The sequence below is a fragment of the Candidatus Poriferisodalis sp. genome (assembly GCF_965262965.1).
Classification (GTDB): Bacteria; Actinomycetota; Acidimicrobiia; order Acidimicrobiales; family Poriferisodalaceae; genus Poriferisodalis.
Genome location: NZ_OZ253573.1, coordinates 1,726,349 through 1,746,484 on the forward strand (window position 1 = coordinate 1,726,349; position 20,136 = coordinate 1,746,484).

Genomic DNA, 20,136 nt, shown 5'->3' on the forward strand with positions numbered 1-20,136 from the left:
GATCACAAGATCAGCCCATCACCCGACTGCGGAGCGAATTCAGCCGCGAGCAAGTGAGCTTCAGTGACCCGCCCGTACACGGACCGAGTCCGCTCGACGGGGCCGATGACGCCTGGCCGGTTTGCGTAGCCCAGCACACCGACACTGCGCGTCGTTTTCCCGAGCACCTTGGTGACCCGGTGCAGCGAATACCGACCCATGAAGATCTGAAGGTCGCCTGCATGCATCTTCATCGCCCGCACCGCGTCGGGCGCTTCGTCGCGCAGCACCCGCCCGAGGCCATCGAGGTTCTCGTCGCCAGGGCCGCGAAGCCACGGGCAGTATTCGAGCAGTCCGCCTTCGTCGGGTTCGCAGACCATCAGGGTCACCACGAACTCGTTGGTGTCGTAGTGCCAGTGAAGCTCGCCCCCGGCGGAACGATCGTGACGATGAGTCCGGCCAGCGGATCGTCGGGGTCAAGGCCCTTGCCGGCATCGGGACTTGCGTACACGTTCGAAGTCTCGCTGCGTATCGGTGCCTTCGGCACGATCGACTCGATTTCGCGATGCGCCTGCGCCAGGCCAGACGGACTCAGGAACCCCCGAAGGGTGGCGCAGCCATGCTCGGCGAGCTCTGCGCATGCAGCCCCGACCGCCTCATCCCAGCCCACCCGATCGATGCCGCCGGCGCTTCCGCCGACGGGATACCGCTTCGTATCAACAATGTCATCCAGAACATCACCCTCTGGATTCGCGTATAGCACTGAAGAACTCACAGCCTCCCCACTTGCAAATCGTCATGTCCAAGACGGAAGCCGGGTCTGCTCGAACGAGCTGAGACTTCGGTTGGGACCGCCTCTGGGCCTAGCCAACACCCTCTTGAGTTATGAAACAACTACATCCCTTGGTGGGTTTTACATACAAGCTGTGCATGGTGACCGCGAGAAGCCTCGCTCAGTCCAAGAGTGCCCGGCTGATGACCACGTCCTGGATCTCGGTCGCACCGTCGAGGTAGTGCGTCAGCCGGGCGGTTGCCAAGTGGCGAGGAAGCGGATGGTCCCGACGCGCGCCGTTGGCTCCCATCACCTGCATGCAGTCCGCCAGCCGGCGCTCGGCGGCCCGGGTAGCGAACTTCTTCGCATGTGCGGCCATGACCGCAGCAGGTCGCCCTGCCGCAAGTGCGACCGCGGCTCGGTAGGCCAGCAGGCGAGCGGCTTCAAGATCGGTTGCGACGTCGGCCAGCCGGAACCGCACGGCCTGCAGGTCGGCGAGACGGCTGCCGAACGCTTGGCGTTCGCGCACATACGACGTAGCGGTCGCCAATCCGGTGCGCAACATCCCGCAACACATCGCTGAAACGAGAATGCGGGCCAGGTCGATGCCCTCCATGGCTGCAGCGAAGCCCTGACCGACCGGCACCAGCGTGTCGGCATCGGGCACTCGGCACTCGTGAAAGCTGATGCCATTTGTGCCCAGCCCGTGGCCGCCGAACAAGTCGTAGCCGGCGGTGCGCTCGATCCCGTCGGAGTTCCCGTCGACCAGGAATGCGGCAATGCCACGATGCCCTGCAGCCGGGTCTGTCTGCGCGTACACCGACAGGAGCGACGCCGTGGTGCCGTTGGTCACCCACGCCTTTGCACCGTCGAGAATCCACTCATCGCCGTCTCGTTGCGCACGGGTAGTGATCGCCGCCGCGTCGCTGCCGACCCCCGGTTCGGTGAGCAGGAATGCACCGACTCGCTCGCCCGACACGAGCGACGGCAGTGCTCGGGCGCGCAGCTCGGCCGGAGCACGCCGGCTCACAGCGCCGGCCAAGTTGTTGTGGCACACCAATGAGAAGGCCACGGAGAGGTCGACTGCGGCTATTTCTTCGAGCACACGAGCGAGCGCTACCGAACTGATGCCTTTGCCGCCGTCGGCCGGCGGCACCAATAGTCCGCAGAGGCCCTCGGCGGCGGCGCTGGCGAATGCCTCAGATGCGAATCGGCGTTCCCGTTCCCAGGTTTCCGCACGCGGCGCGACGTATGTCCACGCCCATTCCGCAGCGCGATCGATGATGGCCTGCTCGGACGCGTCGACTGCTGCGTCATCGACGTCTGGTGTCAGGTCTGCGATCAGGTCGGCTGTAGGCATGACGTCGAGGTCGTTTCCGAGGGATTCCATGACGAGCAGTATTGCCCGCTCCCGCCAACCCGCTGGCTCTCCGCTCGGCCTTTTAGAGTGCGCCTCAAGCGCAGCCACCGTCGCTGACGGTGCCAGGACGCTTCCGAGGCCAGGAGCACCGCAGCGATGAGTGAGCAACGCAGCGATCCCTCGAACGGCGGCCGCGTGGGCGACCGTGCTGGAACACTGGTCACAGCCGACGACGCAATCGAACGCATCCCCCGGCGAGCCCGCGTCTACGTCTCCCAAGGATCAGCGACACCGTTCGGCCTCCTCGACGCCATCGATGCTGCCCACGACCGCTTCGCAGACATCGAATTCGTCAGCGCTTTTCTGCTGGCCCGGCCAGCGCCGTTGGACCATCTGGGAAATCCGTTCCGCTGGACATCGCTGCAACCAAGCGGCGCGCTGCGCGATGCGCTCGACAGCTGTCACTTCGGCGTCGTCCCGGCTCGCTATTCCGACATCTCCGGGCTGGCGGGCCCCGGCGGCGGCCTGGAAGCCGATGTGCTGCTGTGCCAAGCCAGCCCACCCGACGCCGATGGCTCTATGAGCCTCGGTACCGGCGTCGGCGGTCATGTCGAACTGCTGCGCTCAGCCCGACTGGTCATCGCGCAGATCAACCCGCAGATGCCGTACGTGCACGGCGAAGGCGAGTGTCACCGCAGCGACTTCGACGCCCTCGTCGAGATCGACGAGCCGCTCGCCGAGTTGGCGCCCGCGGTCATCGACGACACGGCTCTCACGATCGCATCCCACGTCGGCCCCTACATCATCGACGGCTCGACGCTGCAGTTCGGCATCGGCTCGGTGCCCGACGCGGTGCTGTCCAGCCTGGGCGACCGACGACACCTGGGGCTGCACGGCGGCATGATCAACGACGCCTGCATCGAGCTGATCGAAGGCGGCGTGATCGACAACCGGCACAAGGGCACCGACATCGATTTCGGCGTGGGCGTGAGTGTCGCCGCCGAGGTGATGGGGACGAGGCGCCTCTACGACTGGGTCGACCGCAACCCGCGAGTACGGCTGGTGCGCGGCTCGTTGAGCCACGGCATCGAGGGCATCGCTCAGATTCGCAACTTCGTCGCGCTGCAATCGACCGTCCAGATGGCTCTCGATGGCTCAGCGAATTCGGAGATGGTTCGGGGGCGCTACATCTCCGGGCCGGGCGGTGCGCCCGACTTTGCGTTCGGGGCGTCTGTCGCAACGGCGGGCCGCGCCATCGTGGCGATGCCGTCAACGGCGGCTAGAGGCAAGATCTCGCGGATCGTGCCCCAGCTGGACCGAGGCGCCCCGACCACGCTTCCCGCCTATGTCGCCGACGTCGTGGCGACCGAGTTCGGTGCTGTCGAGCTACGCGGGCGCACCCTCTCCGAGCGCGCCGAACTGCTCACCTCGATCGCGCATCCAGACCACCGTGCCGAACTCGAGGCGTCACTGTCGCAGTGAACGCGGCCAACCAGAGCCGGCCGCACGAGGTTCACAGGCGGCGGACGGTTGCAGCTTTCCCCGTCGTTCCATAGGCCATGCCCGACATGCGGTGAAGGTTGCGGGTGTTGTGCATCTTGCCGTGAATGCGGGGCCCCGCAGCTAGCAAGGCGCCGTCCACGACAAGCTGCTGACCGCTCACGAACTTGCTCTCATCGCTGGCGAGGAACAGCGCCATCGCCGCGATGTCGTCACCCTCGCCGCGCTCTGGCCACGGCTGCAACTCGGCCATCACCTCCGCAGCTTGGGCTTGGTTGCCGCTGTGCATGAGCGGCGTGAAGATCAGCCCCGGGCAGATCGCGTTCACCCGGATGCGATGCGGTGCCAGCTCGAGCCCCGTCGTCTGGGCGAGGCTGATGACTGCGGCCTTCGCCGCGGAATATGCCTGCGGGCCGGCGCCGCCGCCCACACCCGCGATCGACGCGGTGTTGATGATCGAGCCACCCGTCCCCTGCGGGATCATCACGCGCGCCGCGTGCTTGGTGCCGAGCATCACCGAGCGCACAAGGATCGCAAACGTCTCGTCCCAGGCGCCGACCTCCAATTCGGTGATCGGACCGAAGGCACCGCCGATGCCAGCGTTGTTGAACACCACATCCAGCCGGCCGAACGCCTCGACTGCCAATTCGGTCATGGCAGCGACATCGTCCTCGACCGAAACATCGGTGCGCGTGAATCGCGCTCGGTCGCCAAGGCCGGCCGCGCCCAGGTCGTCCATGAACGCGTGGCCCGCGTCGGCATTCAGGTCGCCGACGACGACGGACGCGCCCTCCGCCAAGAACAGCTCAACGGTCGAGCGTCCCATTCCGCTCGCGCCGCCGGTGATCACCGCCGACTTGCCGGCCAGTCGCCCCTCGCCATTGCTCATGTCGTCCTCCTTGCGTCCCGATCCCCGGTCCGACCGCGTTCGGGCACCCCTGCGCACGAGGCGAACTGCTCGGGCGCCACACGAGATTGTCGCCGATGACGCGTCGGCGTGCCCAGCCTCCTCGCCGTGGCACTGCGCGATCGCCCGCACTGTGTCGTCCGCACTGTGTCGCAAGCCACCGCGTGTCACCGCTCGCCATGCGAGAATGCAAGCGGGTATGCACGCTTGCGGACCGGGGCAGCGTGAGGCCAGCATGAGGGGGCCAGCATGAGCACGACCATCCAACGGACCGTGGCAGCCGACGGCGGCCAGCGGCACATGCACGAGGTGCACAAGATCGCGCACGCCGGCGGCGTGGACGCAGACGGGCACATCCTCGAGCCGCCCGACCTGTGGGAGGAATACCTCGAAGACCGCTACAAGGATCGGGCACTGCACATCGGCATCGAGGACGAGCGAGGGCTCGAGATCCTGATGATCGACGGCCAGCGAAGCAAGCTGGCCCGAGCTGGGATGGTGTCGACGCTGGGCGCGATGGGCGCGCCCGACCTGCCCGACATCATGTTCAACCCGGATCGCACCTATCTGGGCGAGATTCCCTACGGCGCCATGGACCCCCACCAGCGCATCGACCTGCTCGACGCCGAGGGGCTCGACATGGCGATTCTGTACACGACAGTGGGGCTGCTGTGGGAGGCCGAGCTGGAGGACCCAGAGCTGAGCCAGGCGTATACACGCGCCTACAACCGCTGGATCTGCGACTTCTGCCGCGACCACTCCGATCGGCTGATTCCCACGGCTCATCTGTCGCTGACCGATCCCGTCGCCGCCGCGGCCGAGCTGCGGCGTGCGGTGGCGGACGGGGCGCGTGGCTGTTTCGTCGCGCCGTTCACCCACAACACCAAGCCGCTGGGCCATCCCGATCACCACCCGGTGTTCGAGGCCGCACAGGATCTCGGCGTCCCCTTCGCCATCCACCCGACTTTCGAGCCGCAGTGGACGAAGGGCACGCGCATGGGCACTTGGGAACACGTGCGAGACCTGCGGCTGACGGCATCGATGACAGCGTCCGATGGGGTGCGTCACCAGTTCGTCTCGCTGTTCGACTACGGCATCTTCGAACAATTCCCGGAGCTGAAGGTGCTGGTGCTCGAATCAGGCGGCGGATGGATCGGCTACTGCCTCGACCGCATCGACGCAGTTTTCGCCCACACGTACACCGGCACCCGAGTGCCGCTGGAAATGAAGCCCAGCGAGTACTTCATGCGCCAGGTCTGGATCTCGTGCGACCCTGACGAGCGCACGATTCCAGCGCTCGCGCAGCGCTACGGACACGACCGATTCATGTGGGCGAGCGACTTCCCTCACGCCGATCACACCCCCGAATACGTCATGGATCTCGACGAGCTGGTCGACATGTTCCCCGCCCAGCACCAGACCGATTTCATCGGCGGAAACGCCAAGCGCCTGTTTGACCTCTAGCGCGTCCGTTCCGGGGTTGCCCGCCGTTGACCGGTGAGTTGCCGGCCGCCGACTGGGTGGCCGCGGTGGTGCGGCGCTTACAGATGCGTCTCGACCCAGTTGCTGAACGCAGTCAGGACCATCTGGCGCTTGTCGTGGTTCGTCATGAACGGCGCTCTGGACATCTCGAGCTGCATCCACGGCATCTCGGCTCCGTGTGAACGGGTGATGTATCCGCCTCGAAAAGGATCGTTGACGATCACTGGTCCGTCGACGAGTTCGGCGAAGCACGCCCGCAGGCCGTCGATCCAAGTCGGCGGGCAGGTTCGGTCGCCGTTGCTCAGACAGATCCACGGTCGCTCTTTGCCGTGGTCGGGTCCGACGGGAGGGCCGCTCGCGGCCATCGTGTGGCAGTCGACACCCAGGGGCCACTGGCCGCTGCGCCCCAGTTCGCTGAGCTGGTCGTGATAGGGCGCGTGGTAGGTGCCCAAGAGACCCTCGACTTCGGATTCGCGCAGCGGTCGGCGGTAGACGGGCACGTTCCAGCAGGTGTGGGTCTTGACGACGCCGTCGGTCCGGCGGTCGTTGGGTGCCCGATTCATGTCGACGATGGCGCGGGCCACGTCGGTGGTGATGAACGCTTCGACTTCGGATTGGATCGAGTAGATCTCCGCAGCGCCGCCGTCGCCGTCGTCGGCGATCTCCTGTGCCGACAGCGAGCACACGTCGGTGACTTCGGCGGGAACTCGTAAGCCGGCGTGCGGTACCGAGATGACCAGCGGCAGCTTGCTCATGCGGGCTCAGGCGAGGGCACAGACGCAGGACCTGCCGCGGCTCCGTCGCGCCGCGGATCGGCCACGCCGATGAGCCGTCCGCCGTTGTTGATGACCAGCTGCGCGCAGCCGAGATAGAACGAATAGGGCTCCCGGCGATTCAGCACAAAACCCGCATCCTCCAACGCCGCGAGCACATCGGTGGCAATCCGCGACGCCTCCACCGAGACCTCCCCTGCCAGCGAGCAGTGGATGCGGGGTGCGTCCACTGCTGCCATCGGCGAAGAGTTCCGCAGACGCAGCAGCACTTGCAGAATCGTGGGCGGAATGCGTTCGCTGCCGGGCGAGCCAATCGCCAGCCACGGCTCGGAGGACCGGAACACGATCGTCGGGGCCACGCTGGCCCACGGCACGGCGTTCGGGCGCAGGTAGTACGGGTGGCTGACATCGGTGGTCTGGAAGGCACTCATGTAGTTGTTGTAGAGAAATCCGAGCTCGGGAGACGCAGCGCAAGAGCCGTAGACGTTCTCGATCGACTGGGTGAGCGCCACCACGTTGCCGTGCGCGTCCATGACCGACAGGTGCGTGGTCTCGCCGTGCCCGAAGCGCTGGGCCACCCCGCTGGCGAGAGCCCGGGCGTACTCGCGGTTGAGCATCTGCTTGTCCGAGGCCGGGGAGTACAGATTCGGGTCGAAGGGGCGGTCCTTGCGATCGATGAGCGCCAACCGGATGGTCTCCGCCAGGCAGACAGCGCCCTCAGGCGTGTCGATGTCCTGGAGTTCGCTCGGGAGGCTCTGGTGAATGTTGAGCATCTCCACCAGGGTGCGTCCGGCGCCCGGCAGCGGCATCGTGAGCACCCGGTCGCGCCCGAAGCGCACCGACAGCGGCCGCCGTTCGATGGGATGGGGTATCTGGGCAAGATCGTCGGCGAGCACGATCCCGCCGTTGGCCTCCATGTCCTCATGGATCAGGCGAGCAGTCTCGCCGAGGTAGAAGTCCTCGAAGCCCTGCTCGCGCAGACGACGCAGCGTCCGAGCCAACACCGGCTGGGTGATGGTGGTGCCGGCGCGGCATGCCCGCCGCCCGTCCTGGAGGAAGAACTGACTGCCTGAATGAGCCGCGAGGCGCCTGCGTTCGCGCCGGGTGAGGCGATACTGCAGGAGGCTGACCTCGTAGCCCTCTTCGGCCAGCACGATCGCCGGCTCGCAAACCGTTGACCAGTCAAGCTTGCCGTAGTTCGCAAGCGCATGGGCGTACACGGCAGGCGAACTCGGCACGGTGGTCGCGAGGTGGCCCCGCCTGCGGTCTTCAGTGAGGTTTGCGAAACGCTCGACGAGTGCTCGATTCGGCGCCCTCGACGAGCCGTCGAGGGCGATCGTGCGGCCTGAGGCACTGTCGTGAATGACCATCATAGTCTGGCCGCCGAGCCCCGACGCTGCGGGCTCGCACACCCCGAGCGCGAGCGCGGCCGCCACGGCGGCGTCGATGGCATTGCCGTCGCGTTCGAGCATCTGCACACCCGCTGCTGTCGCCGAGTAGTGAGCGGTGCTCACCATCCCGTGCTCGGATGCCGCGATGCGTTGCGGCTCGTGAATGCGCGCGTCGGACAGCTCGAGCAGTTCGGTATCGGCCGACGCAGCGCGCCGCCTGCGCGGTCCCGCGGCCGGTGGCGCGGCAACGGCCGGGTTGGATTGTGGCTCGCGTTCGATCATGCGCTCATCGTTCGAGCCGGCCGATGAGGTACTCCGCTAGCAGCAGTGTGCGTTGGACGAGGCTGATGCGCTGCACGGCCTCGTCGGGAGTTCCCCGGTCTTTCACGATCGGACCGACCCCGCAGACTACGGCCGTGGGGTCGGGCACGAGTCCGGCCACCGAAGACCAACCCGACGATTCGTGCTCGATCGGGATGTCCCACTTGGATGCCGCGGCTTCGAGCGCCGCGACGGCATCTTGGTTGGCGGGCCGGTCGACCATCGGCGGCCGGTCGGTGAGCCGGGTGAGATTCCATCTGGGCCCGCGGCGCCCGAGTATGGACCGCATCGATGCTTCGGCTTCGTCGGCTTGGGCAGCGTCGATGTACGACATCATCAGTGACGCCTCGACTCGATGAGGCACGAACATCGCGTGCCGCTCGGTGCGGACGTCGAGCGCAGCGATCGACAGGCGCTTGTTCGGGGCGTTGAGCTTGCTGATCGCGACGAGCTTCTCGGCCGTCCAGTTGACCACCGTGCGTCGGCGCCCGACCTGTCCGGGACTCAGGCTCTGACCCTCCACGGTCAATTCATAGCGGCGGCTTCCGCGTCGCTCGGTGATGATGCCATTGCCGACCGTGCCCGGCCTGCACACCAGAACCTGGCCCGCTCGCGCCGTCGCTCGCCTGATGAGTCCCTGGCTCTGGGCGCCGTCGCGACCCTCGTCGGTGTACAGCAGCACGCCCAGCGGCACCCGTCTCAGCGTCCGCACGCTGCGCAGCGCCCGCAGGGCGTACTCCAGCATCACCAGCGATCCGCGGGACCGTCCCACACCCTCGCCGTACAGCCATTCAGGATCTCGGCGGTATCCCTGTCGCAGCGTACTGCCCGTCGTGGGCACGTCGAGGTGGGCGAGCAACAGGACGCCGCCGCCGAACCCCCGTGCCGTCTCCCACATGTACGACTCGGGCTCATCGGTGAATTCCGCTACCGCCCGCATGCCGAGATCGGTGAAAATTCGCCCGGCTCGCTCGGCGGCACGTGCGAGCCCGAGCGGGTCGTCGGTGTGGCTGGGAAGCTCCACCCATTGCTGCAGCGACCGTTCCATCTGGTCCCGGCGCTGGGTGATGAACGCGAAGGCACGCTCGGACGGATCGGCCGCCTTGGCGTCGACCGCCGGCGGCTGCGGCGTTCCGAAGTAGCGGGCGCTGGCAACCTCGACCAAGCGGTTGACGAACGCTGCGAAGTCCATGCCCACATGGGCGGCCCCCACCAGGTACGACCCGTGCTCGCCGAGGCTCGGCAGGCTGTTGACTTCGAGCACGTAGATGTTGTCGTCGTCGTCCACCCTCATGTCAACGCGGGCGCAGTCGTAGAGCCCGAGCACCGAAAACGAGCGGACGGCGATGTCCTGGGCCTGCTGGGAGAGCTCATCGGAGATCGGAGCAGGGCACAGGGGCTCGATGGTGCGCCCGCTGCGTCCGGTCTTGTCCTCGTAGGTGTAGATCTGGGGCCCGTCGGTGCCGAAGCTGAGCATGACGGGCGGGAAGGCCTCCGGCGGGGCGTTGCCCAGCACCCCCACGTTCACTTCGCGGCCCTCGATGTACTGCTCGGCAAGGACGGGCTGACGGAACCGGTCAAAGATGACCTGCGCGGCGTCCCGCAACTCCGCTTCGTTGTTGACCACTGCCAGCCCGAACGAGACGGCCTCGTTCTTGGGCTTGACGATCATCGGATACGCCAAGCCGTCGGGTACGGGACCCTCGGGCGTGTCGAGCACCACGAAGTCCGGCGTGGGGATGTTGTTCTGGCGGAGCATCATCTTCGTGACGACTTTGTCGAGCGCCAGCGAATGCCCCAGCGGGCCCGACGCCACATAGGGGATTCCGATCATCTCGAGGATGCTCGGGACATGCGTGTAGCGCGCCTGGCCCTGCAGCCCGTAGGAGACATTGAAGACCATGCCGGGTCGCTCACCCTTGACGACCCTGGGCATGAACGACTCCAATTTGGAGATCAGCTCCTTGTCTGCCTCCAGCGCCGTGACCTGATGGCCGCCGGCTCGGAGCGCGTCGCTGAGCCGCTTGATGGTCTTGAGGCCGATCTTCTCCTGATTCGGCATACCGAACAGATTGATGACGTTGCGGCTATCGCGGTTGTAGACGATCGCGATTCTCATAGCTCGAAGCTATTGCTTAGGCGGTCGCCTCCACGCCGCGGATTGCCACCCGCCTGAACGCGGATCAGCCAGTTTGCGGTGCGGGCGTGCCAGCATCGTGTCAGTGTTGATTCGAGCACTTCAGTTCGGCGCGAGTGAGTGCGCCGAGGCCATGGAGCCGCCGACGACACTGCCTGCATCCGGCTGGGTGTGGATCGATATCACGGCGGCGCCAGACGAGGTCGAAGAAGTCAACGTGTTCACCGAAGCGCTGGGGCTCGATGCGCTTGCGGCCCGGGACGCGGTCCAGGACACCGATCTCCCCAAGGTCGATGACTTCGGCAGCTCGGTGTTCGTCGTTCTGCATGCGCTGAGCGGCGAGCGAATCGATTGCTACGAGCTCAGTTGTTTCCTTTCGCGGCAGTGTCTCGTCACCATTCACCGGGTGCAGTCGCCGTCGGTGGACGTGCTCTGGGACGGCGTCATGTGCCAGCCCGAAGTCGCCAACGGCGGCCCCGACGAGACACTCGCCCGGCTGGCTGATGTCGCCACTCGCCGGCTCGTCACGGTGCTGGATGTGTTCGATGACCGCAACGAGGAATTGACTGGGCTGGCATTGCGGGCCGACGCCGGCTTCCTCAACGAGATCACTGCTGTGCGCGCCGACTTGACAGCGCTACGCCGGTCCGTGCATCCCCAGCGCGAAGCGCTCGACATCCTTCGGCGCTCCACCTCGCAGGTGGTCACTGACGCGGGTCGGCGTCGTTTCTCCGATGTGTTCGACACGGCATCACGAGCGGCTCAAGGTGTCGATGGGGCGCGGACCGCACTGGCGGAGAGCCTGGATGCCTACCGCGGCGCCGAAGCCCGCCAAGCAACCGAGGTGACCAAAGTTCTCACCGTGTACGCCGCGATCATGCTGCCGTTGACACTCGTCGTCGGCTTCTTCGGCATGAACTTCGTGGACCTCCCGCTCATCGGTCGGCCTGGCGGTTGGATCATCGTCACAGCGTTCATGGCGCTGGTCGCAGCCCTGTCGCTCGGGGTCTTCGTCTCGGTGGGCTGGATGCCTCGGCCCTCGGGCCGAACCGCCGGAGACGTGCTCGGTCGAGGCCTCATCGAGGCCGCCCGCGCACCAGCTCAGCTGGTTGGAGCTGTCTTCGAAATATCCACCACGCCATTGCGGACCATTGCGGGTTCAGTGGCTCGCCGTCACCGGCCCGCCGAACCGAGCCACGACTGATTGCTTGACGACGGCCGCACCCGCACCGCGGTGAGCACTACGAGCATTGAACGGGGGGCATCAGTAGTCGATGCCCTTCTTGGCGGCGATGCCGTCGTCGTAGGGGTGCTTCGTCTTGCGCATCTCGGTCACGGTGTCGGCGAGGTCGATCAGCCATTGCGGCGCGTCGCGCCCGGTCAGCACCAGCGAGACCCGTTCGGGACGGTTGCGGAACGTCGCCTCGACGTCTGCGGCATCGATCCAGCCCCAGTTCAGCGGATAGGTGATCTCGTCAAATACGACGAGTCGGTGGTCGCCCGCTTGGACCAACTCCTTGCCGTGGCGCCACGCCTCGCGTGCCTCAGCTTCGTCACGGCTCAGGTCGTCGCTGTCCCAGGTGAAGCCTTCGCCGAGCGACCAGAAATCGATGCCCAGCGGTTCGGCCATCAGCTGCTCGCCGGTGACCCAATCCGGCGACTTCAAGAACTGCACGACTGCGACGGGCCACTCGCGCGCACGAGCGCGCATCGCCACACCGAACGCCGCCGATGACTTTCCCTTGCCGTCACCGGTGTTCAGCACGACCAGGCTTCTCACAGTGCGCAGCCGATCGGGCCTGGGATCGGTTTCCGGTGGCGTGTCGACGGCGGCCGATGCCGCTTCGTCTGCGGCAACTGCAGCTTCGGATTCGGATTCGGATTCGGTCATGAGTGTCCTCCTGTGGCGACCGCCTGTGACGACGGGGTTGGGGGTGTCGGGACTGGCGACAACGGAACTGGCGACGATGGGACTGGCGACGATGGGACTGGGCTCGGCGACGATCGCGCCGCCGACGTTGCAGGAACAATGACGGGTCCATGCGGATCGTCGATGATTCGCACCTCAGCGCAGAAGTGTTCGGCGATATTGCCCACGGTCAGCACCTCAGCGGGCGATCCCGTCGTCACGAACCGACCTGCGGCGAGCAAGGCAATCCGGTCGCCGTAGCGGGCAGCGAGCGTCAGGTCGTGCAAGGTGGCGATAACGGTCAGTTGCCGCTCACGCCGGAGATCGTCGACGAGGTTCAGCACCTCTTGCTGATGACCCAGGTCCAGCGCAGTGGTCGGCTCGTCCAGCAACAGCACGGCAGCCTGCTGCGCGAGCGCCCGCGCCATCACGGCTCGCTGCCGCTCGCCCCCCGAGAGCGAGCGCACTTCGCGCGCGGCAAAGCCCGTCAGGTCCAGCCGTTCCAGAACCTCTGCCGCCACAGCGCGATCGACACCCGTAATCGCAGAGAAGACGCCTCGGTGCGGTGTGCGTCCGAGCAGGACGTAGTCGGCAACGGTCATTCCTGCAGGAATGACCGGTACCTGCGGCACGTAGGCCACCGTGCGGGCCCAGTTCGCCGGGCGCCGGTCGGCCAGGCCGTCGATGTCGACGCGGCCTTCGACCGTGCCCACACCCTGCAGCGATCGGCTGAGCAGGGATCGCAGCAGCGTTGTCTTGCCGGCGCCATTCGGGCCGATGACGTTGACCCACTCGCCCGCCGAGACCGACAGATCCACCCCGCGCAGCACCGGCGTGCCGCCCAGTTTCACCCTGAGTCCGCTGATATGCACCGAGGCCATCACCAGACCTCCCGGCGACTCGTGCGCAGAACCAGAACGAAGAACGGTGCGCCGAGGAATGCCGTCACGACGCCGATCGGCAGCTCGGCGGGCGACACGATCGTGCGCGCCGCGAGATCCGCCAACACCATGAAAGCGCCACCAAGCAGAACCGTCAGCGGGAGCAGGACCCGGTGGCTCGCTCCGAAAGCGAGCCGCACCGCGTGAGGCACGATGATCCCGACGAATCCGATGAGACCGCTGACCGACACCGCCGCCGCGGTACCCAACGAGGCCGCGACCACGACGACCACGCGAACTCGCCTCGTATTGAGGCCCAACGAGGTGGCTTCCTCGTCACCCACAGCCAGGACGTCCAGCGCCCGCCGGTATCGCAGTATGACGGCGGTGGTGACTACGAAGTACGGCGCCATCAACGCCGGCTCGGTCCAGCCCGAGGTCGCCAACCGTCCCAGGATCCAGGCGTAGACCTCGCGAAACGCCTCGTTGTTGGCTTGCAGCACATAGGTCTGGCATGCCGTGAGAAAGCTCGCGACAGCAACACCCGCGAGCACCAGCGATGCGGTCGACCGCCCACCAATGTGTCCGGCAGCGTACGAAACCGTGACCGCCACAATCGCGCCGCAGAACGCCGCCAGCGGTACCGAATCGAATGCGCCGGCGCCGTCGCCGAGGTTGGATGTAATGGCGATGGTCGCGCCCAGGCCGGCACCGGCGGCGATGCCCAGCAGGTACGGGTCAGCGAGCGGGTTGCGGAACGCGCCCTGGTAGGCGGCACCGCTCACCGACAGCGTGGCACCGACCAGCAGCCCGAGAACCACACGTGGCAGTCGGATTTGCTCCACGATCGCAGCGTGGGTCACTGACAGACCAGAATCGGCCGACACCCACGGCAACGCGTCCCCGAGTTCGAGCGCAACCCGGTGCGGCGCTATCGAAACCGGGCCGATCGTGAGTGCAGCGACGACCGCGCCCACCACTACGAGACCCGCGACCGCGAGCGCCCCTGCGCCGAGACGGCTGCCGTCTACTGCTGCGGGCTGCGTCGCCGTCGATGCGTTCACCTGACGCCTTCCCCGTCCTCGAGGGTTGGTTCGTCGCTCGACGGGCAGGCGACCGGACTCGTCTCGACTCCCCGGTCCTTGCGAGCCGGGGTGTCCGAGCATCACCGCTGCGGGACAGTGCTGGAATCGCACCAGCTTCGCTGCCCACCGAACATGGGGAGTGTAGGTGTCCACAGCAGGTGTCGGGCCACGGCCGCGCGGTCGATGTCGTTGTGCGCCCGCGTTTCGCTGTCTATCGGCTCGGCCTCTTAGCAGCGGACCAGCAGCAAGCCGGAGCGGGCTTTGGGCAGGAAGTAGGTGGTCTTGGGTGGCATCACGCCACCGAAATCCGCCACACCAAACACTGCGTCGAGACGCACCGGGGCAAGCATGATGGTCACCGGCGAGTAGGCGGCGGTGACCGTCGTGGGTCGATAGCTCAGCCTCGGATCAGACGGGCTCGTCACCCCGAAGACATCCGTCAGCACGAAGTCGTGCACAAAGGCCGCGTCCAGATCAGCCGCAGATGTGAGCCTGGCTTCGCCGAGCGACACCGCGTCCGACTCGTGGCGCTCGGCGCGGAACCAGTGATCAGCGACGCCGATGCCGATGCTGCCTGATTGCGCCGGCCTCGCCTCGCGAGCATCGGCCACCTCGGTCACGTCGCAGCGTGCACTCAAGAGCTCGGCGACGCGGCGCGGCATTATGTCGAGTTCGTCGAGGGTGCGATCAAAGCTCCCCAGGTGCAGCTCAGCCGGCGGTGCGCACGCCACAAGCACCCGGCGGAAATTCGCCTGCCGCGCCGCCGCAATCCGGTGGTGTCCGTCCACGATGTACAGCGGCCCCTCGACTGCCACACCGGTGCTCGCTGCAGTGGTTACAGCCCGCCACAGCGTGACGCGCGCGCCGTCGACTGTCTTGGTGTCGAGTACTGCGGGCACCGGCGGATCGGCGTCCGCTGCAGCCACCGTGGCCTCGATGACTTCGGTGACGGCGACAGGGCGGGGTGAGGTCAGGACCACCGGACTCGACATCCGGCCAACCTCGTTGAAGTGCATTGCCAGTCCGTGCACCCGGGCAGGCTGCGTGTCCTCGTGCGGCCGCAGCTCGTGCTCTTCGAGCCCGACGGAACCGAGGAGCGCATGCTGGGTATGCCCGTCGGCCTCGACACGCTGCACGTACAAGCGCGGGTCCTGTTCTGTGCCGAACGCCCCCAGACCGATCAGCCGCTCCAGCGCTTTGGTGCTGCGAGTGGCGTGATGAAGATGCTCGGTCGGGTGCCCGAAACTCTCTGGCGGCGAACCGGCGACATGCGCGAAGGAGTCAGGGTTGTCTGCGAGATGCTGGGCTTGCTCGTCGGCTGTGAGCGAGTCGTATGGCGCGGGAATCACCGTCGGCGCCCACTCGGGCGTCAAGATGCGAGCGCGCACCGGCTCGATCATCAGCTCCCTCCCCACGCACGGCCCGTCAGTCGCGTGCAGCGGATCGAAGTTATCTCACCGCTGGAGGTGCCTCCTACCGCGGGGCGACAGGGGCCGCTTCGCACCGGAAGGCTCAGGGAATGACGCCGGCCTGCTTCAGCTCCGCGATCGTCTCCCATTCGTAGCCGTGCTCCAGCAGGATCAGCTCGGTGTGCTGGCCGAATTCCGGAACCGGCGCCGTGACTTCCCAGGCACAAGCGGAGAAGTCCACGGGCGTCGCGACCATCTCAGTGGTGTCTCCTTCGGGTGTCGGCACCGATACCCAGCAGCCCGCTGCGCGTGCCTGGGGATCCGACAGCATCTCGAGCGTGGACTGCACGGGCGCCCACCAGACATCGCCGGCATCGAAGATCTCGCCCCACTCGGCGCGGGTCCGTGTCGCGATGACCTGGTCCATCTCGCTGATCAGCGCTTCTGAGTTGGTGTAGCGCAGCTCGATATCGGCAAAGCGCGGGTCCGCGCGCCAATCGGTGCGGCCGAGGGCTTCGGTCACCGCAGGCCAGTGGCGATCGCCCTCGAGGCCCAGCATCCAGAACCACTCTCCGTCGGCGCAGCGGTAGCAGTTGATGAGCGGGTTCGGTGGATTGTGACGACCCCAAGCGACGGTCTCGGAGCCCGTCATGGCGGTGACGTTGTGATCCCAGCCCAGCATGTACGCACCCAAGCGCAGCAGCGACGCCTCCACGAGCTGGCCCTTGCCGGTGCGCGTGCGGTGGAAGAGTGCCGCAGCCACGCCTGCCGCGGCCGACATGCCGGTCATGTGGTCGCCCATGCCGCCGCGCTGATAGGGCAGCTCACCGTCTTGAGGCGTCAGCGATCGCGCGATCCCGGCGCGCGACCAGAACGCGCCGACGTCATAGGCGTGGCGGTCCCGCTCGTCGCCGTGCAACGAGAAGCCGGTGACGCTGGCGTAGATCAGACGTGGGTATAGCTCCGCGAGCGACGGATAGTCGAGACCCATCCTCTCGAGTCCGCCTGGTCGGATATTCGACAGAAACACGTCGGCGGGGGCCAGCAGTGCGTGCATCGCCGCCATGCCGTCCGGCTGGCGCAAGTCGAGCGCGATGCTGCGCTTGCCCCGATTGTCGAGGTCGAACGGCGGGTTGCCCGCACCTGGGTACAGCCATTCCAGCGAACGGAATGGATCGCCTTGCGGCCCCTCGACCTTGACGACATCGGCACCCCAGTCAGCGAGGATGCCGCCGCATGCCGGGCCAGCGACCCACACCCCCAGCTCGACGACGCGGATGCCTTCCATCGGCCCGGCCATCCATGCCTCCCCGCACTCAGCACGACCCGTCTTTGCAGTGCCGGCGCAGGGTACTCAACCCCGCTGGCACAACCGGCGAGCAGTAGTGTGATCGACGCGCTCGGCGGGAGCAAGCGTGCGGCTGGTTGCCGCTTCGATCCATTCCTGCGGATCCGCAGGCACCGTCGGCGCGTCGGATGAGAACGTGACCCGAATGCCGCGGCGCACGAGGCTCGCCAGCGGCCACAGCCAGCCCTGTTCAATGGCGGACAGTTGCTCTTGGTACTTCTGGGCGCGACGCGTGACGAAGCTGGGCTGCGTGACGACCGCGATGCCGAGCCGGGCGATGCGATCGAGCTGCTCGGGTAACGCGAGGGCGCAATGTTCAATGCGGTCGGGCTCGGGGCGACCGGGCTCGGGGTGCGATGGCGGCTGAGCCTCCAACGCGTCGAGTGTCGCCTGCAGCGTGTCGATGTCCATGGCGTGTACCGCAACGGGAAAGCCTCGATCGCGTGCGACGGCGACCATCTCTGCGACAACGCCCTCGTCGTCGTGCGGCGGCATCACCTTGACGTGACCGACTCGCACGCAGCCCTGCCCCTGCGCGGCCGCGGCTGCGCGGGATCCCGTGACGTCCATGCCGAAGGACACATCGCCAAGCGTGTCGAGCCGGTCACAGCCGATCATCGCTGTGATCTCCACGGACGGCTCAGCCGCCGACGCATCCGCCAAGAGCTCGAGCGCCGCCACGTCATTGGTGTGGGTGGTGTCCGTGCATGCCGTGAAGCCCGAGGCGGCCAGCTCGACAAGCACCTCGCCGACCGCAGCGACGGTCGTCGACCGGTCCGGGCGCGGCACACGCGCCAGCAGGTCGTGCCGCTCGGTGAGCACATCTGCGGCCGCGAGGCCCAGGGCGTGCGCAGCAGCGGTGTTCACCACTGCGACGTGACCCGTGATGTGATACAGCACCGTGGGCCGATCAGCCGTCGCAGCGTCGAGTTCCGCGACGGTGGGATGGCGCCGTTCGACAAGCAGTGCGTCGTCGTAGCCCCATGCGCGCAGCCAGGCATCGGCGGCCATGTCACCGCCTGAGCCATGGTCGCTGCGGCCGCGGACTGCTCGTCGAACAAGCGCCAGCATGTCGGGGATCGATGCAGCATCGCTGACGTCCACCGAGCGGCGCGCTGCTGCGCACGCCAGCAAGTGCAGGTGATCGTCGAGATACCCCGGTGTGGCCGCAGCGTTCACGGCCGACGCTGCGACACGACTTTGCGAGCCGACGGCCTAGACGCCCAGCTCTTCAAGCATCGGAATGAGGTCGCGGCGCAGCAGCTTGCCGGTGGAGGTGCGTGGCAGCTCGTCCATCAGGTGGACGAACTCGGGCCGCTTGAACGGGGCCAAGCGCTCGCGCGCGTGCGCGACCAGGTCGTCACCGGTGGCGCCGCTGCCAGGGCGAATGACCGCAGCGGCGGCGACGCGCTCGCCCCACTCCTCGCTGGGCAGACCCACCACGGCGGCTTCGAGAACGGACGGGTGGTCGTACAAAATTCCCTCGACCTCGTCGGGAAGCACGTTCTCGCCACCACGGATGATCATGTCGCCGGTGCGGCCAGCCAGGAACAGGTAATCGTCGTCGTCGAGGTAGCCGAGGTCTCCCGTGTGCACCCAGCCCTCGTCGTCGATGGTCACTCGGGTCTTCTCTTCGTTGCCCCAGTAGCCGTCCATCGCACGGAACGTCTGCAGCTGCACTTCGCCGATCACGCCCGGTGCAGCCGACTCGCCGCTGTCGGCATCGACAACGCGCACCTGCACGTCCTCGAGCACCTGTCCCACCGACGACAGCCGGCGCAGCTTGCGTTCTTGCTCCTCGGCTGTCCCGGAGATGCGGTGATCGTCGGGGTCGAGTACCGCCACCGTGGACGTTGTCTCGGTCTGGCCGTAGGCGCCGGCGAACGCCACGTTCGGCGGGAACATGTCGATCGCCCGGCGGATCACTGAAGGAGGCATGGGCGCCGCGCCATAGGTGACTGCTTCGAGACCGCTGAATGCCTGCGGTGCGAAGTTGGGCGCCTCGAGCACCCGGGCCAGCATCGTGGGCACCAAGAAGGCGTGCGTCACGGCATGCGCTTGCACGCAATCGATCCACGACGATGCCTCGAACTGCGGCAGCAACACCACGACGCGCCCGCTGTAGAGCGCATTCAGCATCGAGGTCAGACCCGCGATGTGGTACAGCGGCGCCGCCACGGCCATGCGGCCCATATCCTCGCCGGTCGCAGCGTCGTTGGTCCCCATGACGTAGCCCGTGATCGCCCCGTTGGTGAGCTTGACGCCCTTGGGCATGGCCGTGGTGCCGCTGGTGTACAGCAGCGTGCACAGTCCGTCAGTGTCGACGTCTTCGGGAACGGGCAGCTCGAAGGCCTCGTCCCGTGCGGCGGCGTAGGACGCCGGATCATCGAGCACAAGGACGTGCTCGAGATCAGCGGGCTTGTTCTGCTCGACGAGATCGCTGTAACGCGATTCGGTGAACAGGACGCTGATACCGCTGTCGCTGAGCAGGTGGGCTGTCTCTTGCGCGCCAGCGCGGAAGTTCATCGGGACCACCGTTGCACCGACGAATGCGCCGCCGAAGATGGCTTCGACGCACTCGACGCTGTTGGTAGCGAATACCCCGACGCGGTCGCCGACACCGACACCGAGCATTGTCAGCATCCCAGCGGTGCGCGCCACGTTGTCGAGCAACGCCTGGTACGTGACCTCGCGTGCAGTTCCGCCACTGGCTTCAGCTGAGGTATCGACCAGGATGACCTGGTCGCCGGCGATGATCGCCGGCATGAAGAGCAGCATTCCGAGATTCACATCAGCCCCCTGTGGCCCGCACGCGCGTAGATAACGGCAGATACTCGCAGGTGTCGTCGCCCCCGCGCCAACCGCGGCGCGCGACACAGCAC

At 66.8% G+C, this 20,136-nt stretch carries 17 protein-coding genes; 3 read left to right on the plus strand and 14 right to left on the minus strand.

What is annotated here, in order from left to right; all coding sequences use genetic code 11:
• Positions 1-2 precede the first annotated feature (2 nt).
• The 3 genes from ACQY5K_RS08190 to ACQY5K_RS08200 all read right to left on the minus strand — a co-directional run bounded on the left by ACQY5K_RS08190 (position 3) and on the right by ACQY5K_RS08200 (position 2,141).
• Complete coding sequence (locus ACQY5K_RS08190; protein ID WP_428122611.1) at positions 3-359, minus strand: hypothetical protein; 357 nt, start codon at positions 357-359, stop codon at positions 3-5.
• Between the two features lie 5 nt (positions 360-364).
• On the minus strand, positions 365-754 hold the full coding sequence (locus ACQY5K_RS08195; protein WP_428121854.1) for a hypothetical protein: 390 nt from the start codon (positions 752-754) through the stop codon (positions 365-367).
• A 178-nt stretch (positions 755-932) separates the two neighbouring features.
• Positions 933-2,141, minus strand: a complete 1,209-nt coding sequence (locus tag ACQY5K_RS08200; RefSeq protein ID WP_428121856.1) for an acyl-CoA dehydrogenase family protein — start codon at positions 2,139-2,141, stop codon at positions 933-935.
• A gap of 126 nt (positions 2,142-2,267) precedes the next feature.
• On the opposite strand from ACQY5K_RS08200, the gene ACQY5K_RS08205 reads away from it, so the two are divergent.
• The gene (locus ACQY5K_RS08205; RefSeq protein ID WP_428121859.1) at positions 2,268-3,593 is read left to right on the plus strand and encodes an acetyl-CoA hydrolase/transferase family protein; all 1,326 of its coding nucleotides are present in this window, start codon (positions 2,268-2,270) and stop codon (positions 3,591-3,593) included.
• A gap of 31 nt (positions 3,594-3,624) precedes the next feature.
• Here ACQY5K_RS08205 and ACQY5K_RS08210 read toward each other — a convergent pair whose 3' ends face one another.
• Positions 3,625-4,500, minus strand: coding sequence for an SDR family NAD(P)-dependent oxidoreductase (locus ACQY5K_RS08210; RefSeq protein WP_428121861.1), 876 nt, complete (start codon positions 4,498-4,500; stop codon positions 3,625-3,627).
• A gap of 267 nt (positions 4,501-4,767) precedes the next feature.
• Here ACQY5K_RS08210 and ACQY5K_RS08215 point away from each other — a divergent pair, with 267 nt between their 5' ends.
• Entirely contained in the window at positions 4,768-5,982 is a 1,215-nt protein-coding gene (locus tag ACQY5K_RS08215) for an amidohydrolase family protein (protein ID WP_428121864.1), read from the plus strand.
• A gap of 77 nt (positions 5,983-6,059) precedes the next feature.
• Here ACQY5K_RS08215 and ACQY5K_RS08220 read toward each other — a convergent pair whose 3' ends face one another.
• Genes ACQY5K_RS08220 through ACQY5K_RS08230 form a run of 3 tightly spaced genes read right to left on the minus strand, consistent with a single transcriptional unit; the run spans position 6,060 to position 10,604 of the window.
• A complete protein-coding gene (locus ACQY5K_RS08220; protein WP_428121866.1) occupies positions 6,060-6,755 on the minus strand; it encodes an N-formylglutamate amidohydrolase in 696 nt (231 codons plus the stop codon).
• The gene (locus ACQY5K_RS08225) at positions 6,752-8,446 is read right to left on the minus strand and encodes a gamma-glutamyltransferase family protein (RefSeq protein WP_428121869.1); all 1,695 of its coding nucleotides are present in this window, start codon (positions 8,444-8,446) and stop codon (positions 6,752-6,754) included. The genes ACQY5K_RS08220 and ACQY5K_RS08225 overlap by 4 nt, the downstream gene beginning before the upstream one ends.
• A gap of 4 nt (positions 8,447-8,450) precedes the next feature.
• Positions 8,451-10,604 carry a M20/M25/M40 family metallo-hydrolase gene (locus ACQY5K_RS08230; protein WP_428121871.1) on the minus strand — a complete coding sequence of 718 codons (2,154 nt, stop codon included), beginning with the start codon at positions 10,602-10,604 and terminating at the stop codon, positions 8,451-8,453.
• A 103-nt stretch (positions 10,605-10,707) separates the two neighbouring features.
• On the opposite strand from ACQY5K_RS08230, the gene ACQY5K_RS08235 reads away from it, so the two are divergent.
• Positions 10,708-11,826 (plus strand): magnesium transporter CorA family protein, encoded by a 1,119-nt coding sequence (locus tag ACQY5K_RS08235; protein WP_428121873.1) that lies wholly within the window; start codon positions 10,708-10,710, stop codon positions 11,824-11,826.
• A 60-nt stretch (positions 11,827-11,886) separates the two neighbouring features.
• Here ACQY5K_RS08235 and cobO read toward each other — a convergent pair whose 3' ends face one another.
• The 7 genes from cobO to ACQY5K_RS08270 all read right to left on the minus strand — a co-directional run bounded on the left by cobO (position 11,887) and on the right by ACQY5K_RS08270 (position 20,044).
• Positions 11,887-12,513, minus strand: a complete 627-nt coding sequence (gene cobO, locus ACQY5K_RS08240; RefSeq protein ID WP_428121875.1) for a cob(I)yrinic acid a,c-diamide adenosyltransferase — start codon at positions 12,511-12,513, stop codon at positions 11,887-11,889.
• Positions 12,510-13,418, minus strand: coding sequence for an ABC transporter ATP-binding protein (locus ACQY5K_RS08245; RefSeq protein WP_428122614.1), 909 nt, complete (start codon positions 13,416-13,418; stop codon positions 12,510-12,512). Before ACQY5K_RS08245 ends, cobO begins: the two co-directional genes overlap by 4 nt.
• A complete protein-coding gene (locus tag ACQY5K_RS08250) occupies positions 13,412-14,476 on the minus strand; it encodes a FecCD family ABC transporter permease (protein WP_419922229.1) in 1,065 nt (354 codons plus the stop codon). The genes ACQY5K_RS08245 and ACQY5K_RS08250 overlap by 7 nt, the downstream gene beginning before the upstream one ends.
• 248 nt (positions 14,477-14,724) lie before the next feature.
• On the minus strand, positions 14,725-15,897 hold the full coding sequence (locus ACQY5K_RS08255; protein ID WP_428121877.1) for a DUF1015 family protein: 1,173 nt from the start codon (positions 15,895-15,897) through the stop codon (positions 14,725-14,727).
• Positions 15,898-16,009: 112 nt separating this feature from the next.
• Entirely contained in the window at positions 16,010-17,206 is a 1,197-nt protein-coding gene (locus ACQY5K_RS08260; RefSeq protein WP_428121879.1) for a CaiB/BaiF CoA transferase family protein, read from the minus strand.
• Between the two features lie 54 nt (positions 17,207-17,260).
• Complete coding sequence (locus ACQY5K_RS08265; protein WP_428121881.1) at positions 17,261-18,433, minus strand: amidohydrolase family protein; 1,173 nt, start codon at positions 18,431-18,433, stop codon at positions 17,261-17,263.
• 36 nt (positions 18,434-18,469) lie between these two features.
• Positions 18,470-20,044, minus strand: a complete 1,575-nt coding sequence (locus ACQY5K_RS08270; protein ID WP_428121883.1) for a class I adenylate-forming enzyme family protein — start codon at positions 20,042-20,044, stop codon at positions 18,470-18,472.
• Positions 20,045-20,136 lie beyond the last annotated feature (92 nt).

Bases quoted from the DNA above. Each gene is read 5' to 3' on its own strand.
- ACQY5K_RS08190 (WP_428122611.1), bottom strand. From the start codon at position 359: ATGGTCTGCGAACCCGACGAAGGCGGACTGCTCGAATACTGCCCGTGG.
- ACQY5K_RS08200 (WP_428121856.1), bottom strand. From the start codon at position 2,141: ATGGAATCCCTCGGAAACGACCTCGACGTCATGCCTACAGCCGACCTG.
- ACQY5K_RS08205 (WP_428121859.1), top strand. From the start codon at position 2,268: ATGAGTGAGCAACGCAGCGATCCCTCGAACGGCGGCCGCGTGGGCGAC.
- ACQY5K_RS08210 (WP_428121861.1), bottom strand. From the start codon at position 4,500: ATGAGCAATGGCGAGGGGCGACTGGCCGGCAAGTCGGCGGTGATCACC.
- ACQY5K_RS08215 (WP_428121864.1), top strand. From the start codon at position 4,768: ATGAGCACGACCATCCAACGGACCGTGGCAGCCGACGGCGGCCAGCGG.
- ACQY5K_RS08220 (WP_428121866.1), bottom strand. From the start codon at position 6,755: ATGAGCAAGCTGCCGCTGGTCATCTCGGTACCGCACGCCGGCTTACGA.
- ACQY5K_RS08225 (WP_428121869.1), bottom strand. From the start codon at position 8,446: ATGATCGAACGCGAGCCACAATCCAACCCGGCCGTTGCCGCGCCACCG.
- ACQY5K_RS08230 (WP_428121871.1), bottom strand. From the start codon at position 10,604: ATGAGAATCGCGATCGTCTACAACCGCGATAGCCGCAACGTCATCAAT.
- cobO (WP_428121875.1), bottom strand. From the start codon at position 12,513: ATGACCGAATCCGAATCCGAATCCGAAGCTGCAGTTGCCGCAGACGAA.
- ACQY5K_RS08255 (WP_428121877.1), bottom strand. From the start codon at position 15,897: ATGATCGAGCCGGTGCGCGCTCGCATCTTGACGCCCGAGTGGGCGCCG.
- ACQY5K_RS08260 (WP_428121879.1), bottom strand. From the start codon at position 17,206: ATGGCCGGGCCGATGGAAGGCATCCGCGTCGTCGAGCTGGGGGTGTGG.